16 protein-coding genes are annotated in these 16,328 nt (G+C 57.4%); 13 read left to right on the top strand and 3 right to left on the bottom strand.

Translation table 11 applies throughout. From position 1 onward, the window contains the following. Together V7680_RS12515 and V7680_RS12510 are read left to right on the top strand one after the other, a co-directional pair. A partial coding sequence (locus tag V7680_RS12515; RefSeq protein WP_335653611.1) for a vitamin B12 dependent-methionine synthase activation domain-containing protein occupies nucleotides 1-273 on the top strand: 273 nt, incomplete at its 5' end. A 133-nt stretch (nucleotides 274-406) separates the two neighbouring features. Next, nucleotides 407-1,351: a right-handed parallel beta-helix repeat-containing protein gene (locus V7680_RS12510; RefSeq protein WP_335653610.1), complete on the top strand. Its 945-nt coding sequence runs from the start codon at nucleotides 407-409 to the stop codon at nucleotides 1,349-1,351. Nucleotides 1,352-1,366: 15 nt separating this feature from the next. Here V7680_RS12510 and V7680_RS12505 read toward each other — a convergent pair whose 3' ends face one another. Further along, nucleotides 1,367-3,040, bottom strand: a complete 1,674-nt coding sequence (locus V7680_RS12505; RefSeq protein WP_335653609.1) for an alkaline phosphatase family protein — start codon at nucleotides 3,038-3,040, stop codon at nucleotides 1,367-1,369. Between the two features lie 84 nt (nucleotides 3,041-3,124). Here V7680_RS12505 and V7680_RS12500 point away from each other — a divergent pair, with 84 nt between their 5' ends. Together V7680_RS12500 and V7680_RS12495 are read left to right on the top strand one after the other, a co-directional pair. Then, nucleotides 3,125-5,215 carry a protein-disulfide reductase DsbD family protein gene (locus tag V7680_RS12500; protein WP_335653608.1) on the top strand — a complete coding sequence of 697 codons (2,091 nt, stop codon included), beginning with the start codon at nucleotides 3,125-3,127 and terminating at the stop codon, nucleotides 5,213-5,215. A gap of 43 nt (nucleotides 5,216-5,258) precedes the next feature. Beyond that, the gene (locus V7680_RS12495) at nucleotides 5,259-5,873 is read left to right on the top strand and encodes a redoxin domain-containing protein (protein ID WP_335653607.1); all 615 of its coding nucleotides are present in this window, start codon (nucleotides 5,259-5,261) and stop codon (nucleotides 5,871-5,873) included. Nucleotides 5,874-6,498: 625 nt separating this feature from the next. Here the strand turns inward: V7680_RS12495 and V7680_RS12490 are convergent. Together V7680_RS12490 and uvrB are read right to left on the bottom strand one after the other, a co-directional pair. Then, nucleotides 6,499-7,296 (bottom strand): class I SAM-dependent methyltransferase, encoded by a 798-nt coding sequence (locus tag V7680_RS12490; RefSeq protein ID WP_335653606.1) that lies wholly within the window; start codon nucleotides 7,294-7,296, stop codon nucleotides 6,499-6,501. A 112-nt stretch (nucleotides 7,297-7,408) separates the two neighbouring features. Next, nucleotides 7,409-9,586 (bottom strand): excinuclease ABC subunit UvrB, encoded by a 2,178-nt coding sequence (gene uvrB / locus V7680_RS12485; RefSeq protein ID WP_335653605.1) that lies wholly within the window; start codon nucleotides 9,584-9,586, stop codon nucleotides 7,409-7,411. A gap of 141 nt (nucleotides 9,587-9,727) precedes the next feature. Here uvrB and V7680_RS12480 point away from each other — a divergent pair, with 141 nt between their 5' ends. The 9 genes from V7680_RS12480 to tolB all read left to right on the top strand — a co-directional run. Continuing rightward, nucleotides 9,728-10,270 (top strand): DUF3617 domain-containing protein, encoded by a 543-nt coding sequence (locus tag V7680_RS12480; RefSeq protein WP_335653604.1) that lies wholly within the window; start codon nucleotides 9,728-9,730, stop codon nucleotides 10,268-10,270. A 192-nt stretch (nucleotides 10,271-10,462) separates the two neighbouring features. Further along, complete coding sequence (locus tag V7680_RS12475; RefSeq protein ID WP_335653603.1) at nucleotides 10,463-10,855, top strand: VOC family protein; 393 nt, start codon at nucleotides 10,463-10,465, stop codon at nucleotides 10,853-10,855. Between the two features lie 25 nt (nucleotides 10,856-10,880). Continuing rightward, nucleotides 10,881-12,224, top strand: a complete 1,344-nt coding sequence (locus tag V7680_RS12470) for an amidohydrolase (RefSeq protein ID WP_335653602.1) — start codon at nucleotides 10,881-10,883, stop codon at nucleotides 12,222-12,224. Nucleotides 12,225-12,229: 5 nt separating this feature from the next. Then, a complete protein-coding gene (locus V7680_RS12465; protein WP_335653601.1) occupies nucleotides 12,230-12,577 on the top strand; it encodes a TraR/DksA family transcriptional regulator in 348 nt (115 codons plus the stop codon). Nucleotides 12,578-12,670: 93 nt separating this feature from the next. Beyond that, nucleotides 12,671-13,129: a YbgC/FadM family acyl-CoA thioesterase gene (locus V7680_RS12460; protein WP_335653613.1), complete on the top strand. Its 459-nt coding sequence runs from the start codon at nucleotides 12,671-12,673 to the stop codon at nucleotides 13,127-13,129. 64 nt (nucleotides 13,130-13,193) lie between these two features. After that, the gene (gene tolQ, locus V7680_RS12455) at nucleotides 13,194-13,841 is read left to right on the top strand and encodes a protein TolQ (RefSeq protein ID WP_335653612.1); all 648 of its coding nucleotides are present in this window, start codon (nucleotides 13,194-13,196) and stop codon (nucleotides 13,839-13,841) included. Nucleotides 13,842-13,843: 2 nt separating this feature from the next. Next, nucleotides 13,844-14,296, top strand: coding sequence for a protein TolR (tolR, locus tag V7680_RS12450; RefSeq protein ID WP_335653600.1), 453 nt, complete (start codon nucleotides 13,844-13,846; stop codon nucleotides 14,294-14,296). Between the two features lie 15 nt (nucleotides 14,297-14,311). Continuing rightward, complete coding sequence (locus V7680_RS12445; RefSeq protein WP_335653599.1) at nucleotides 14,312-15,148, top strand: cell envelope biogenesis protein TolA; 837 nt, start codon at nucleotides 14,312-14,314, stop codon at nucleotides 15,146-15,148. Between the two features lie 10 nt (nucleotides 15,149-15,158). Further along, nucleotides 15,159-16,328, top strand: a 1,170-nt coding sequence (gene tolB / locus V7680_RS12440) for a Tol-Pal system beta propeller repeat protein TolB (protein WP_335653598.1), incomplete at its 3' end; no start/stop codon positions are given.

Here is a 16,328-nt window from a genome sequence, read left to right as displayed (position 1 = left end):
CCTGCCCCCGGCTATCCGGCCTGCCCGGACCATAGTCTCAAGCCGATCCTGTTCGAGATGCTGGATGCGACCGCCAACACCGGTATCGAACTGACCAGCGGCTTTGCTATGACCCCGACCGCTGCTGTTTCGGGATTCTATTTCGCCCATCCGCAGGCCGACTATTTCGGTGTGGCGCGGATCGGCGAGGATCAGGTGGAAGATTATGCCAACCGGCGCGACGCTACGATCGATCAGGCGCGTCAATGGTTGCGGCCCAATCTGAATGAATGAGTCACCTAGATTAACTCTTTAACCTCTGTCGCTCAGCCTGAATTCATCTGGGACAGGCTAAGTATTTATATTGTTTGCCATCGTGGCTGGCGATATTGAAACTGCCCTATTCCCTCGATTCAGGATGGCCGAAATGAAGTTGAAGACCCCGTTGATCGCCGCAATGATTTCAGCCTCCCTTGCCGGAACCACCGCGCAAGCCCAGCGGACTGCTCCGTTCACGGTTTTGGAAACCGGCCAGACCTATAACCGGCTGGCGGACGCGGTCTCAGCCATCGGTGGTAATAATGCTACCATCGTCATCGCGCCCGGCGCTTATGGCGATTGCGCGGTCCAGACCGCCGGCCGCATCACTTACAAAGCCTCTATACCAGGTCAGACCGTCCTCGACGGCGGCATCTGCGAAGGCAAAGCATCGCTTGTCTTGCGCGGCAAAGCGGCGACGATCGACGGGATCATATTTCAGAATCAAGGGGTGGCCGACGGCAATGGTGCCGGCATCCGGATCGAGCGCGGTGATCTCTATGTTCACAACGCGATGTTCCGTAACGCCGAACAAGGCATATTGAGCGCCGATGATCCGAGCGCCGAAATTGTCATCGACCGGTCGACATTCCAGCGCCTGGGCCGCTGCGATCGCGGCCTGTCCTGCGCTCACAGCATCTATATCGGTGATTTTGGTTCGCTGAAGGTGACCAACAGCCGTTTCGAAAAGGGCAATGGCGGGCATTATGTCAAAAGCCGCGCAGCTCGGGCAACGATCAACAATAACAGTTTCGATGACACACAGGGTCGCACCACCAATTATATGATCGACCTGCCGGCAGGCGCGACCGGTGTGATCAGCGGCAATGTTTTCGTCCAGGGCCAGAACAAGGAAAACTGGAGCGCCTTCATCGCCATCGCCGCCGAAGGCAAAGACAATAGCTCGGCGGGCCTCAACATCCATAGTAACAGCGCATCGCTCGCCAAGGGCGTGAAACGCAACACCTGGTTTGTTGCCGACTGGAGCGGCGATCAGCTAAGAATTGCGAACAACAGTCTCGGTCAAGGCCTGACCCGCTACCAACGGCGCTAAGGTCAGGAACCTAGCTCATTCGCAGCTATTGGCCGGACCACCATCGATATCGAGACATTTGCCGTCGGTTTCCTCCGCCGGAATGTCCACGCCGATCAGCGCGGCGAGTGTCGGAGCGATATCCACAGTCATCACCGACAAGGGCTGTTCGAAATGCTGGATGCCTGCCCGCCAGAACAGCATCGGGACGCGGCGGTCATAATCCCACGGGCTACCGTGGGTAGCGACATATCCGCGTGCGGTTGTGGCAATCGGGGTGATGGCTTTCTTGAGCAACACGACGAAATCGCCGGACCGGTCGGGATGGAACGACGCGCGGGCGCGCTGTAGCAAGGTCCATTCCTCGGGGGCTTCGCTAGAAATCTCGGTTGCCGAGATATCGTCACGGTCGAGCACCACTTCGACCTGAGTGTGGGCTGCGATTAGCGCCATCGCGCTGTCCTTCACCTGTTTCTTTTGTTTTTCAGAAAGATCCAGGCTGACATAATAATCACCGAACGGGCCGTCTGCATAAAGGACGGGCTTGTCACCTTCGAGATTCAATTGCTTGGCAACGGCTGCGCCTATCGTCTTTGCATTGAGTTCGGCTTTGACCCGCTGCGCCGTTGGCACACCCTGGAGCCGCATCCGTTCCGGCAGATCGAGACCACCATGATCGGCGGTCAGCATGACGACATAATCAATGCCCTTGCTATCCAATATGTTGAAAAACTCTCCCATCGACTGGTCGAGGGCGCTCATCTGGATGCACATTTCGAGACCCGCTGTACCGAAGGCATGTCCGATATAGTCGGTTGCCGCCAGGCTGATCGACAGCACATCGGTAGCCTCGCCCTGGCCCAGCTTGTGATCGTTCAGCAAGCTTGTAGCCGCTGTAATCACCGCAGCATCAAAATCGGGCGAGCCACGGAAGATTTGCGCCGCGCCGTCCGGCCGCTGGAACGCATAGTCACCGACCGATTTGTCATCGCCATGCATGATCCTGGCGTTGCGCGCTTCGCAATGGGCGGGAACCGCGTAGGCTGGACGGGCCTTGTTGATTTTTTCGCCGATGGTCTTGTTCAGCGCGGTCATCGACGCCGACATATCGCGACCATTCAGCGTGACAAAGCCGTTACTTTTCCACCAGTAGATTTCGTCGACATCCTTGCCGCCCATCATCAACGCGGAGCGGTCCTTGCCGGCCACCGCGATATTGCGTGATTTCGGAGAGACTTTCTTGAGCCGTTCGCCCAGCGTCGGGACCAGAAGATGCCATGATGACGCGACATAGTCACCCTGGGTAGCGGCGGTAATATCGCCAAAACTCGTACCTTCAATCCGTTCGTCTTCGGCGCAATAGACCGTCTTGTCTTCGCGCTTGATCGACTGGTCGATCCAGTTGTTGGCGATGATCCCCGCGCGTCCGGAATGGACGCCGGTCATGATCGTCGAATGGCCGGGACAGGTCTCGGTCGCCGCATGGGACTGATAACCGGAGGGAAATACCGCGCCGCTCGCCAGCCGTTTCAAACCACCGGTAAAGCTGCTGCGATACTCAGCGAACAAGTCGGCCGAAAATTGGTCCACCGAAATGGCCACCACCAGTTTCGGATCAGGCGCTTTTGCGGCTTTGTGATCTTCTGCATTTGCGGTGCCGGAAAATGTGATAAGCGTGGCGAGAGCTGTAACGATGATCGATTTTTGCACGAATGGTCCTCACTAATGAAAGCGGCTATGATATGCTGTCTAGCGATAGCCTAAATGCGACTAAACAGGAAATGGTGAGTTTTTATGACATTTGATTTTCGCATCTTGGCGATATTGCTGGCGTTCACCACATTGATCTTCGCCCCGACGGTCGAGGCACAGAACCGGCTGGGCAATCGCGAATTAAATGTACCCGCCACCATGATCGCCGAATCGCAAAAGGTGAAGGCCGGTGAGAACGTCACGCTCGCCTTTGTGATGGAACCCAAACCGACATGGCACGGATATTGGGAAAATCCCGGCGATGCAGGCATCGGCATGAGTTTCGACTGGACCTTGCCCGCAGGGGTGACAGCGGGAAAGCCGCAATTCCAGGTTCCGGACAGGCTACTGATCGCCGGGATCATGAACTATGTCTACAAGGGCGATTATGCGGTTCTGGTCAATCTGACACTGTCCGACACGGTCCGGCCGGGACCGTTGCCGGTTTCGGTGAAATCCGAATGGCTGTCCTGTACCGACGAGATTTGTGTTCCCGAGCAGGATGAAATGTCGCTCACCTTGCAGGTCGTCGGCAAAGACGCAGCGGTCGCGCTCGAGAAAAGGTTCAACGACTTCCGCGCCGCCTTGCCCCGTCCGCTGGGCAGCGAAGCGAGCTTTGCGGTCACCGACAATCTGTTCCGCCTGTCGATCCCGCTACCCGCCGATGTCGATCTGGACAGCCCCTATTTTTTCATCAACGAAGATGGCATTGTCGACTATGCCGCGCCGCAGACATTCTCTCGCGACGGCGACCGCCTGATCCTCGAAACCGAAGCGCGCGGTGATGGACTCGACACAATCAGCGGCGTGTTGAAAATCGGTGATCACATGGGCCTGTCCTTCACCGCGACCAAGGGCGAAGTCGCAATGACCGGTGTGCCGCTGCTCGCCGCAGACGGTCCGAAAGAACAGAATTTGACGTCATTGCTCTTCCTTGCACTGGGCGGCGCGATATTGGGCGGCTTGCTGCTCAACTTGATGCCTTGTGTTTTTCCAATCCTCAGCCTGAAAGCGATCAGCCTGGCCAAGGCGGGCGGCAATGAAGCCGTCGTCCGGCGCGATGCGCTCGCTTATACCGCCGGTGTCGTGCTGGTCGCCACCTTGCTCGGCGCGGTCTTGCTCGGCCTGCGCGCCAGCGGCGCGGCGGTTGGCTGGGCATTCCAGCTGCAGGATCCCCGGATCATCTTCGTTCTGCTCGCGCTGGTCACCGCTATCGGCTTTAATCTGGCTGGCATGTTCGAACTGCCCAATGTCAATTTCGGCAACAAGCTGGCCCAGAAAGGTGGCCCGGCCGGATCCTTCTGGACCGGCGCGCTCGCCGCCTTCGTCGCCACTCCCTGCACCGGCCCGTTTATGGCAGCCGCTCTCGGCGCGACCATCGTCCTGCCGCCGGTCGCGGCACTGGTGATCTTTGCAGGTCTGGGCGTCGGCCTGGCCTTGCCCTTCCTGCTCATCGCATTCGTACCGGCGATCCGCAGCCGCTTGCCCAAGCCGGGGCCCTGGCTGGACGGTTTCCGCAAGGCGATGGCGATCCCGATGTTCCTCACCGGTATCGGCCTGATATGGCTGCTCGGTCGTCAGATCGGCACCGATGCGCTCGGCCTCTCGCTTATCTTCTTATTGCTTGTCGCGCTGATCCTGTGGTGGTTCGGCGGCGGACAGATGAAAGGCCGGTCACGCGGCGCGCTGACCAGCGCGGCAATGTTCGCAACGATAGTGGGCGGTATCATCGCCCTTCCCGGCGAAGCGGCGATGGACAGCCGGAAGATCGCGGACAATTCTGCGGCAACGCTGCCGAGCGAACCGTTTACCGAAGCACGCTTGTCCGAATTGCGGGCTGCCGACCAGCCGGTATTCGCCTATTTCACCGCCGACTGGTGCATTACCTGCAAGGCTAACGAGGCTGCAGCGATCCAGCGGACCGAAACCGCCGACGCTTTTGCAGCGGCCAAAGTTGCGGTTCTGATGGGCGACTGGACGCGGCCCGATCCGGTAATCAGCAAATTCCTGGAAAAGCACGGCCGCGCCGGCGTTCCGCTCTATCTCTATTATGCACCCGGCAAAGAACCGGTTATTCTACCGCAGATTCTGACGGTGGCAACGTTGACCGACCTCATCAGCACAGCGGTGTAAAGTGCATCGATTGAATCAATCCCCCAACGAACGGAGACTATAAGTGCGAAATTTTCCAGCCTTAGCAACAGCAACAATCGCCGCCATCGCACTGGCCAGCCCGCTGGCGGCAGCCCAGAGAACCGGGGCGGCCGCCCAGGATTTCAAGCTCACCGATGTAAATGGAAAGACGGTCCAGCTATCGCAGTTTCGCGGGAAGACCGTCGTGCTAGAATGGCATAATCCCGGCTGCCCGTTCGTCAGCAAACATTATAACAGCGGCAATATGCAAATGACGCAAAAGGCGGCACTGCAACAGGGTGCGGTCTGGCTAACCATCAACAGCGGCGCGAAGGGCAAACAGGGTCATATGACCGGCTCAGAAGCGAAAACACTGATTGCCAAACAGAATATCCAGTCGAGCAATTATCTGTTCGACAGCAAAGGTCTGGTCGGCAAAGCCTATGGCGCCAAGACGACGCCGCATATGTATATCATCGATGGCGCGGGAACATTGGTCTATCAAGGCGGGATCGACGACAAGCCGACCGCCAATCCGGCAGATATCAAGGTTGCGCGCAACCATGTGCTTGCGGCTCTTGGTGAAATAAAATCCGGCAAGAAGGTCAGCGTCGCCCATTCGCGGCCTTATGGGTGCTCGGTCAAATATGCGTCCTGACTGATTGGTCGTCTGATCTCTGGTACGATTGCAGGACTGGCACGCAAACTTTACGCGCGCGCCAGCCCTGCACCCCGGAACCCGGGGATAGCGTATCGACGGCGTGCGAACCCCCGTAAGTCGCCGTCAACAGGTCCCCTGACCCAACGAAAAAACGATACATGTCGAGGGCAGGGAGACAAATCCGATACGCAACCCGGACTTGCCTCCCGCCTCTGTTCCGACAGCGTGCGACCCTAAACAAAGGCACCGCCGGTCAAACTTTTCCCTTCCGCCAGCCATTGATTACCGGCGACGGTGGAAATAATATTCTAGCTATGTGATGCTGGCCTCAATCTATTCCGGCGCGCCGGAATATTTCCCTTGGGTCAGTTCTTATCAATGCAATCTTTATGAGCGTGCTCTAGACAACATGGCATGAACAGTCATGTAAACTGGCGTATCATATTGCAATTCATTGAATAGACAGCAGTATTTATGCAAGTTGCGGCTGCCCGCCAACGGCAGGAAGCGCTCGCGCCCAAGCGCCATATTCAGCCTTTTTTGGAAAGACCCATCTTTTCAGATAGTTACGGATGTTACCGATTCGCAGCTCGGCCTCACCCCTGAAACAGGCCGTGATTGGCTACCCCGGTTTGCGAAAACGCATCACAAAGCGATTGGTTTTTCCGCGTACCGCCGGATCGAAAACATTTTTTTCCGGATCATCATCGGGGTTTGCAAATATCCCGCTTTCACCATCGAGCACGAAGCCTGCCGCGAGGAAATCAGAGCGGGCGGTTGCAGGATCAATCCGATGGGTTTTCTCAACAACGGCTCGGGTATCACCGGCAGAGCCGACATGGTCGATCACAGCCACCACACCGCCTGGTTTCATCCCCGCGTATAGATTTGCCAGCACCGCAGCCGGGTCCATTTTTTCAAATTTGAACTTCTCGCTCTGCCAGTAGAAATCATGATAGATCAGATGGAGCATGGCAAAATCGATGCTGTTCGGAGCTGGCTTGTAATCCGGCAATTGCGACGGCACCATATTCACATTGGGTTGCCGTGCGATAACCGCAGCCCATTTTTCTTTAGCCTGTTCGCTCGAGACAAATTGGGGGGGATTGACGGCGACTACCGATCCTTCCGAACCAACGGCGCGGCCGAGGATCTCGCTATAATAGCCACCACCCGCGAAGACATCGAGCACTACATCACCGGTTTCGAGACCCATGAACGCCAACACATCTGCAGGCCTGCGGCTCTCGTCGAGCGCGACCTCCGCTTCACCCCGCCCTGGAGCGGTCACGGCGGCTTCGAAATCCGGTGAAGCTGCGTCATCGGTTGCGGCGGATGAAGGGGGCGCCTGCCCCGCCCAGACCGGAGCAGAGAATGCCAAAGCAGAGGTAGCCAATGTCAAAATTATCGCTGCACGCATGATGTTTCTCCCCATATATTGAGAGCAACATGAACCTGTTAATAGTTTCGCACAAGCGGCGGCGGGGCCGTTGGTCTATTTCAGAATGCGGTTAATCGAAACATCCCCGCTCCTACATCTTCCGCTGCGTCTTTCCATAGCCCATTTTCCGCGTCCCCGGTCGTCCTTCGGTCGACCTGCCTTTCGGCTGAGCGACCTGCAGATCGGCAGGCAGGCCGAGTTCCTCCGCCTCGAGCTTGCGGATTTCGTCGCGCAAGCGGCCTGCAGTCTCGAACTCCAGATCAGCCGCAGCATCGCGCATCTGTTTCTCCAGGCTCTCGATATGGGCGCGCAGGTTATGGCCGACCAGATGCTTGCCGTCGTCGTTGACCGCGCCAGTGACCATATCCTTGGCCGTGGCGTGGGCGATGATGTCGCCGATGTTTTTCTTGATCGAGAGCGGGGTGATGCCGTGCTCGAGATTATATTCGACCTGTTTCTCGCGGCGGCGATCGGTTTCGCTGATCGCGCGTTCCATCGATCCGGTCATCCGGTCGGCATAGAGAATCACCCGGCCATCAACATTACGCGCGGCGCGGCCGATGGTCTGGATCAATGATGTCTCGCTGCGCAGGAAACCTTCCTTGTCGGCGTCCAATATCGCGACCAGCCCGCATTCGGGGATATCGAGCCCTTCGCGCAACAGGTTGATGCCGACCAGCACGTCATAGACGCCCAGTCGCAGATCGCGGATCAGTTCGATCCGTTCCAGCGTCTCGACATCGCTGTGCATATAGCGGACCTTGATCCCGGCCTCGTGCATGAATTCGGTGAGATCTTCGGCCATCCGTTTGGTCAGCGTCGTGATCAGCGTGCGATAGCCCTGTGCCGTCACTTTGCGGCATTCGTTGATCACATCGTCAACCTGGTCTTCAACCGGCTTGATCTCTACCGGCGGATCAATCAGCCCAGTTGGGCGAATGACCTGTTCGGAGAACACGCCGCCGGTCTGCTCCATTTCCCATTTGCCCGGCGTCGCCGACACGCTGACCGTCTGCGGGCGCATTGCGTCCCACTCGTTGAAACGCAGCGGCCGGTTATCGATACAGCTCGGCAAGCGGAAACCATATTCCGCCAGGTTGATCTTGCGCCGATGATCGCCCTTCGACATGGCACCGATTTGCGGCACCGTTTGATGGCTTTCATCGACAAATAGCAGCGCGTTGTCCGGCAAATATTCGAACAGGGTCGGTGGTGGCTCGCCCGGCAAGCGCCCGGTGAGAAAGCGCGAGTAATTTTCGATGCCAGCACAGCTACCGGTAGCCGCGATCATCTCGAGATCGAAATTGGTGCGCTGTTCCAGCCGCTGATGCTCGATCAGCTTGCCCTCGGCTTCCAGCTCCTTGAGCCGCACAGCAAGCTCGAATTTGATCGCTTCCATCGCCTGTTTCATCGTCGGCCCCGGCGTGACATGGTGCGAATTGGCGTAAACCCGCACCTTGTTCAGGGTCGCGCCCTTCTTGCCGGTCAACGGATCAAATTCGACGATCTCCTCGATCTCGTCGCCGAAAAAACTGATCCGCCAGGCCATGTCCTCGTAATGCGACGGGAATATCTCGAGATTATCACCGCGCACGCGGAAGTTGCCGCGGGCGAAGGCCATGTCATTGCGCTTATATTGCAGCGCCACCAGCTTGCGGATGATATCCCGCTGGTCGACTGCCTGTTCCCTCGTGAGGTCAAAGATCATCGCCGAATAGGTCTCGACCGAGCCGATGCCATAGAGACAGGACACCGACGCTACGATGATCACATCATCGCGTTCGAGCAATGAGCGAGTCGCGCTGTGCCGCATCCGGTCGATTGCCTCGTTTACCGAGCTTTCTTTCTCGATATAGGTATCCGACCGAGCGACATAGGCTTCGGGCTGGTAATAGTCATAATAAGAGACAAAATATTCGACGGCATTGTCCGGGAAGAAATTCTTGAACTCGCCGTAAAGCTGAGCCGCCAATATCTTGTTGGGCGCCAGAATCAGGGCCGGCCTTTGCAGCTCTTCAATCATCTTGGCCATGGTGAAGGTCTTGCCCGATCCGGTTACGCCGAGCAGCACCTGATCGCGCTCGTCATCGCGCATCCCGGCGACCAGTTCCTTGATCGCCGCGGGCTGATCGCCGGCGGGCTCAAAATCGCTGACCAGCTTGAACGGTCTTCCACCTTCCGATTTAGCAGGACGATTAGGCTTGTGCGGTACGAAATCTTCGCCGGTTTCCGGCTCCGCCAGGCTTCTTCTGATTACCAATTCTGTCATAACCGCGATATGGAACAAAAAGGGTCCAGTGTCATCCCCGGAATCGCGTTTTCGGGTCGGGGTGATCAACGCAAATTTACAACTGCTGCCCTACGGGTTATGTTATGAGCTGGGGGGTATCAACATTGAGGAAATATTCTTGTGAAAAAATTACTTGTTTCAGTGGCTGTGCTCAGCCTCATAGGCGGCTGTTCCGACAAGGGCGCTGACCAGGATGGCGACGGAAAAATCACCGCTGACGAAGTCGCCAAGGAAATGAACAAAGTCACGCTTGAACCCGGCGAATGGGAAAATAATGTAGAAATAGTCGATGTAAAAATCGACGGACTGCCGGACGGCATGCCCGCCGGCGCGCTGGACAGCATGAAGGGCAAGGTTACGTCCTCGAAATCCTGCATCACCAAGGAACAAGCAGAAAACCCCGGTGCACAATTTTTCGCCGCGCAGGAAGAAACCAATTGCGAAGTCAAGAAATTCAACATGAGCGGCGGAGCAGTATCGTCCGAAATGGCTTGCAACAATATGGGCGGCGGGCCTGGCAATATGACCATGACCATGGATGGCCAATATGGACCGAGCAACTATGAGATGACCATGAATATGGTTGGCGGCGCTGGACCAATGAAAATGAATATTTCTGCCAAGAGCAACGGCAAGCGGATCGGTGACTGTCCAGCGGGTTAATCCGGAAATTTTCTCACAGTCGTTACAGAGAGGCAGGAGCATTTCGCTCCTGCCTTTTTTCGTTCCGCGTCGACCTCCCTCTTCACTGGTATCCGTGAATGACCTCTCGGGTCATTGCATCTGCGCGTGCGACTGATAGGTTTTGCTACGAAACAGAATCAGTCGCCCCGATTGATGATCAGGAGAAGAACCATGATTGGATATGTAACGCTCGGCACAAATGATATCGACAAGGCCCGCGCTTATTATGACGCGCTGCTCGGAGAGCTCGGTGCGAAACGGCTGATGGAACTCGAGGAGAACGGCTTTACCCTGTATGGTGTCGACATGACCACGCCATCGATTGCGATAACGGAACCCTTTGACGGGAAAGCGGCGCATCCGGGCAACGGCAATATGATCGCGCTGCAGATGCAGGAACGCGAACTGGTCGACAGCTTCTACAACAAGGGCCTGGAGCTTGGCGGTAGCGATGAAGGCAAGCCCGGCGTTCGTGGCGATGAAGGCCCGATGGCATTTTACGCCGCCTATTTTCGTGACCCGGAAGGCAACAAGCTTTGCGCATTTCGCGTTGGTCCTGCATAGGTTAGAAAAATAAGGGGAGAGAAATATGAAACATCTTTTGGCTTTGGCGGCGACAACCGCTTTGATCTGGACCGCGCCTGTGTCGGCTCAGACCAGTTCGACATCTCCCGATCTGGCAGCGGCTATCGCAGCAGATTATGACAAGGATCTGGAAGCCCTGTTTCTTGATTTCCATCGCAATCCCGAACTCTCCTACAAGGAGACCCGCACTGCTGCGATCATTGCAAAGCAATGGCGTGCTGCAGGCTTCACCGTCACCGAGAAAGTCGGCGGCACCGGTGTCGTAGCCGTGATGAAAAACGGTATAGGACCGACCCTGATGTTGCGCGCGGATATGGACGGGCTGCCGCTGGTCGAAGATAGCGGGCTGGACTATATGTCGACCGCGAAACAGGTCAGCATCGACGGCGACGAAAAGCCTGTCATGCACGCCTGCGGCCATGACGTGCACATCACCTCGCTGATCGGCACCGCGCGACAAATGTCGGCGATGAAGGGTCAATGGTCGGGCACTTTGGTGCTGGTCGCCCAGCCAGCCGAGGAACGCATCGGCGGTGCCAAGCTGATGATGGACGACGGTCTCTACTCCCGTTTCCCCAAGCCCGATTTTGCCATGGCTTTTCACGTGTCCGCTGATACGCCTACCGGCAAATTGTCGATCGGCGAAGGCATTGAAAGCAGCTCGTCCGACAGCGTCGATATCATCGTCCACGGCGTTGGTGCGCATGGTGCATCCCCACATCGCGGCAAGGATCCGATCGTGATGGGCGCCGAAATCATCATGGCGCTGCAGACCATCGTCAGCCGCGAAATCGCGCCACTCAAGCCGGCGGTCATAACGGTTGGCTCCTTCCACAGCGGGTTCAAGCATAATATCATTTCCGACAAGGCGACCATGCAACTCACGGTCCGCTCGGATGACGAAGACACGCGGGCAAAATTGCTCGAAGGGATCAAGCGCATCGCGACCAATGTCGGCCGGATGAATGGCCTCCCCGAAGACAGGTTGCCCGAAGTTTTGGTATCGCATGAATCGACGCCGGCCAATTATAACGATGCGGCGATGACCCGGCGGGTGAAAGGCGTATTTGCCTCCCGCTTTGGTGAAGAAGTGTTCGACAACCAGCCTCGCGAAGGCATGGGCGCCGAGGATTTTGCCTATTTTGTCGCACCCAATACCGATGTCCCGGGCGTATATTTTGCGGTTGGCGGAACACCGCAGGCTGACTTTGACCGCGAGAAAGCCGGCGGCGCACCGGTGCCTTCGCATCACTCGCCATTTTTCAAGATCGCTCCGCGCGAATCCGTCACATTGGGAACCGAAGCGATGACGGCAGCGGCTTTGGATTATCTGACGCCACAGAAATAATCATCGTGGCGGAGGACCTTTCTCAAGCGCAAATCGAAGCGCTGCAGGCAAGCCTGGTCGAGAAGCAGGCGGAGTTGAAGGCGCTTGATCTGGAAGCGGCAAGCTGGCGCACGACGGTCGAGCTGGACCAGCAAAGCGTGGGCCGGCTCTCCCGCATGGACGCCATGCAGCAGCAGGAAATGGCCCAGGCCGAAGCAAGGCGGCGGACGAGTGATATCGCCCGGATTGAAATGGCCCTGAAACGGATCGAGCAAGATGAATTTGGCTGGTGCGCGGAATGCGGAGAGCCAATTGCCTTTCGCCGGCTGGAAATCGATCCCGCCGCAGCCCTGTGTATAGGTTGCGCGCGCTAGGCCAAAAGGACTCGGATTTGCGCCGAATGGAAAATAGGGTTGGTTTTCCAGCTTTCCCCTTCCCTCACACAAGGCTATTGAAAAACCGTGACCATGTTTCCAGATATCCGCCCCCATGATGGCCGCTTTGTCGGCGGAAAACATTATTTCGCCTGTCGCGTCTATTTCGAGGACACCGATTTTTCCGGTATCGTCTATCACGCCAATTATCTGCGCTACATGGAACGGGCCCGCTCGGACATGCTGCGCCAGCTCGATATGGACCAAAATGCCGCCTATGAAAGCGGCGAAGGCGTTTATGCGGTGGTCGATCTGACGATGAAATATCTGTTACCGGCCAAGCTGGATGATGATCTTGTCGTGATCAGCACGGTCGAAAAATTGCGCGCCGCCAGCGTGATTATCGACCAGAAGATTTTCCGCGGACCAGACCAGATTACGTCAGCCTCCGTTCACGCAGCCTTCCTTACCCCTGCTGGACGTCCGAGGCGGCAACCGAAATCATGGACAAAGGCTTTCGCCAGCGTCATGGATCAAGCGAATATGAAATGAAGGATATCAAAACTTGCTAGACCAACTTTCCCTCGGAGCGACAACCGGCAATTTCTCTCCCTTCATGCTGTTTCTGGAAGCCGATATTGTCGTCAAGACGGTGATGATCGGACTGCTGCTGGCCAGCATCTGGACGTGGACGATCATTGTCAGCTTCGGCATGAACATCGCGCAAATCACCCGCAAATCCGACCGGTTCGAGCGGGCATTTTCCAAGACCGAGAATATCGACAAGTTTTTTGACGAACATGGCCAGTCCAGCCTGCCCAGCGCCAAAGTCTTGGCCGCTGGTGTCAAGGAATGGCGCCGTTCGACCGCAAAAGGCCCCGTCGACCGCGAAGGCACAAGGCAGCGGCTGGCTTCCGCGATGAACGCGACCATTGCCCACGAAGTGGATCGGATCGCCGACCGACTCAATTTCCTCGCAACGGTTGGCAGTGTCGCCCCGTTTGTCGGTCTGTTCGGTACGGTCTGGGGGATCATGCGCAGTTTTTCGGCGATTGCCGCAGAGCAGAATAGTTCGCTCGCGGTGGTTGCTCCCGGCATTGCCGAAGCGCTGTTCGCAACTGCTATTGGCCTGTTTGCCGCGATTCCCGCGGTCATCGCCTACAACCGCTTCTCCCACCGCCTCAACAAGCTGGAGGCCCGCATGGGCCGCTTTGCCGACGGTTTCCACGCTACGCTCAGCCGCGAACTGGAGCTTGGAGACTGAGCATGGGCATGAATATGGGATCCGGAATAGGCAGGCGCGGCGGCAGTCGCGGACGCGCGCCGATGGCCGAGATTAACGTCACTCCCTTTGTCGACGTAATGCTGGTGCTGCTGATAATTTTCATGGTGACCGCTCCGTTGCTGGTCACCGGCGTACCCGTCGACCTGCCGGAAAGCCGCGCCAACGCGCTGGAACAGGAACAGGAACCGGTCCAGATTTCGATCGATACCGACGGCCGCGTGTTTATCGATGATGAAGAACTCAGCCGCGGTGCCCTCGAGACAAGATTGCGCGACATTGCCGCCGATCAGAACCCGGAAGACCCGCGCCAGATCATGCTGCGCGGCGACAAGACGCTCGATTACGGGTTGATCATGGGCGTGATGGGCGAACTCAACCGGGCCGGTCTGAGCCGGGTCTCGCTGGTCACTACAGGTTCATCCGAGACACCATAATGGTGGGCAGCTGATATGGAACGTGCTGAGAAAATTGGCTTGGGAATAGCCGCTGCCGGTCATGTTGCGCTGTTTGGCGTGCTTTCGCTGAGCGTCCTGAGCAGCACCAACGAGGCGTTTCGCAACAAGCCGATCGAAGTGATGATTGCCGATGAAGTCGGCCTCGAAAGCGCAGCGCCTGATCCCGCCAAAATCACCCCGGCTACCAGCGTTGCTCCAGAGCTTGGCACGCCCGAAGAGAGCAGCTTTGTCACCCCGGAACCGCTACCCGAACCACCACAAGCCGAAGCCAGGCCAAAACCGACGCCGGCCCCTGCACCCACCTCTCGCGAACCACGCAGACGCCCGGACAAGCCCTCCAGCAGCACCGCCAAGCCCGATCCCAAACCCGCGGCCAAGCCTGCCGCCAAACCGGCTGCAAAAGCCGAACCGAAGCCTGCGGCCAAACCGCGCGGCTCGCGATTGGGGGATGATTTCCTCAAAGGCGTCACCGATGCGGCTTCCGTCAGCCGCAACCAGAATATTGCAGCGGAAAAGGCTTCGCCTGCTGCTGTCGCTTCATTGGAGCGCGAGCTATATCGGTTGATCAAGCAGAAATGGCGTCCGCCGTCCGGCGCGGATGCCGAACTGCTGCGCACAAAGGTTACCGCACGGCTCGACAGCAATGGCAGGATCGTCGGCACGCCGACCGCGACTACCACCGGCATTACGCCTAGCAATCGGTCTCAGGTCGACATCCATCAGGAACGCGCTATCGCCGCGGTTCAGCTTGCTGCGCCGTTCACGACATTCCCGGAAAAATTTTATGACGAATGGAAGGTTATCGAACCTGTCCTGTATCTTGGCGTCTAGGAGACCAAATATGCAATCGCCCGCCTTCTATATCCGATCATTGATCCTTGGCGTCGTCGCCAGCGTCGGACTGACCGCAACAGCGCACGCGCAGTTGACGGTGGATGTCGACAATAGCGGATCGGAAGAGCTGGTGATCGCCGTTCCTGGCCTGCCGACACAGCAAAATGTCGACACGCCGGCTGGCAACACCAGCGAATTGGGCGCCAAGATCAGCGACGTTATCGTCACCGACCTGCGATCCAGCGGATTGTTCAAGCCGGTCGGCCGCAATCAGGTGCGCGGGATCAGCTTTTCCGAAGTCACCGCGCCGCAATTTCCTTACTGGAGTGGCACCAATGCCTCGGCTTTGATCCAGGGTTTCGTCAAAGCCAATCCGGACGGCAAATTGACGGTCGGCTGCTATCTCTATGATGTCGCGCTGGAAACCGAACTTACCCGCAACGGCTTCGTCGTCGAACCGCGCGACTGGCGCAGGGCCGCCCACAAATGCGCAGACGCCATCTATTCCCGGCTGAGCGGAGAATCACCATTTTTCGACAGTCGCATCGCCTATATCGCCGAAACCGGCCCCAAGGGTAACCGGACCAAGCGGCTCGCGATCATGGATAGCGACGGCGCCAACCACCGGTTCATCACCAATGGTCAGGCGACGGCTCTCACCCCTCGCTTTTCACCCGACTATAAGAGCATCGTCTATCTGAGCTTCCTAGACGGAAATCCGCGCATCTATATCTACGATATCGGTACCGGTCGGCAGCGTCTGATCACCCAGAGCACCAACCCGACCTTCGCACCGCGCTGGTCGCCGGACGGCAAATGGATCCTCTATTCGATGGCTATTGCCGGCAATACCGACATCTATAAAGTGTCGGCATCCGGCGGCGGCAATCCGCAACGCCTGACCTTTTCTCCCGGCATCGATATCGGCGGCAGCTTCTCTCCGGACGGCGGACGGATTGTCTTCGAAAGCGATCGTTCGGGCAGCCAGCAGCTCTACGTGATGGATTCCAACGGCGGCAATGAACGGCGTATCAGCTTTGGCGGTGGACGTTTTGCGACACCGGAATGGAGCCCTCGCGGTGATCTCATCGCTTTTACCAAAATGGCCGGCAATTTCCGTATCGGCGTCATGACGCCAAGCGGTGGTGGCGAGCGGTTGCTGACCAACAGCTGGCAG

The sequence above is a fragment of the Parasphingorhabdus sp. genome (assembly GCF_036963705.1).
Lineage (GTDB): Bacteria > Pseudomonadota > Alphaproteobacteria > Sphingomonadales > Sphingomonadaceae > Parasphingorhabdus.
This window is presented reverse-complemented; position numbering and strand designations above follow the sequence as displayed.

Excerpts from the sequence above, each read along its gene's own strand:
- V7680_RS12475 (WP_335653603.1), top strand. The coding sequence starts at position 10,463 with ATGATTGGATATGTAACGCTCGGCACAAATGATATCGACAAGGCCCGC.
- V7680_RS12490 (WP_335653606.1), bottom strand. The coding sequence starts at position 7,296 with ATGCGTGCAGCGATAATTTTGACATTGGCTACCTCTGCTTTGGCATTC.
- V7680_RS12500 (WP_335653608.1), top strand. The coding sequence starts at position 3,125 with ATGACATTTGATTTTCGCATCTTGGCGATATTGCTGGCGTTCACCACA.
- tolQ (WP_335653612.1), top strand. The coding sequence starts at position 13,194 with ATGCTGTTTCTGGAAGCCGATATTGTCGTCAAGACGGTGATGATCGGA.
- V7680_RS12445 (WP_335653599.1), top strand. The coding sequence starts at position 14,312 with ATGGAACGTGCTGAGAAAATTGGCTTGGGAATAGCCGCTGCCGGTCAT.
- V7680_RS12510 (WP_335653610.1), top strand. The coding sequence starts at position 407 with ATGAAGTTGAAGACCCCGTTGATCGCCGCAATGATTTCAGCCTCCCTT.
- uvrB (WP_335653605.1), bottom strand. The coding sequence starts at position 9,586 with ATGACAGAATTGGTAATCAGAAGAAGCCTGGCGGAGCCGGAAACCGGC.
- tolR (WP_335653600.1), top strand. The coding sequence starts at position 13,844 with ATGGGCATGAATATGGGATCCGGAATAGGCAGGCGCGGCGGCAGTCGC.
- V7680_RS12460 (WP_335653613.1), top strand. The coding sequence starts at position 12,671 with ATGTTTCCAGATATCCGCCCCCATGATGGCCGCTTTGTCGGCGGAAAA.
- V7680_RS12470 (WP_335653602.1), top strand. The coding sequence starts at position 10,881 with ATGAAACATCTTTTGGCTTTGGCGGCGACAACCGCTTTGATCTGGACC.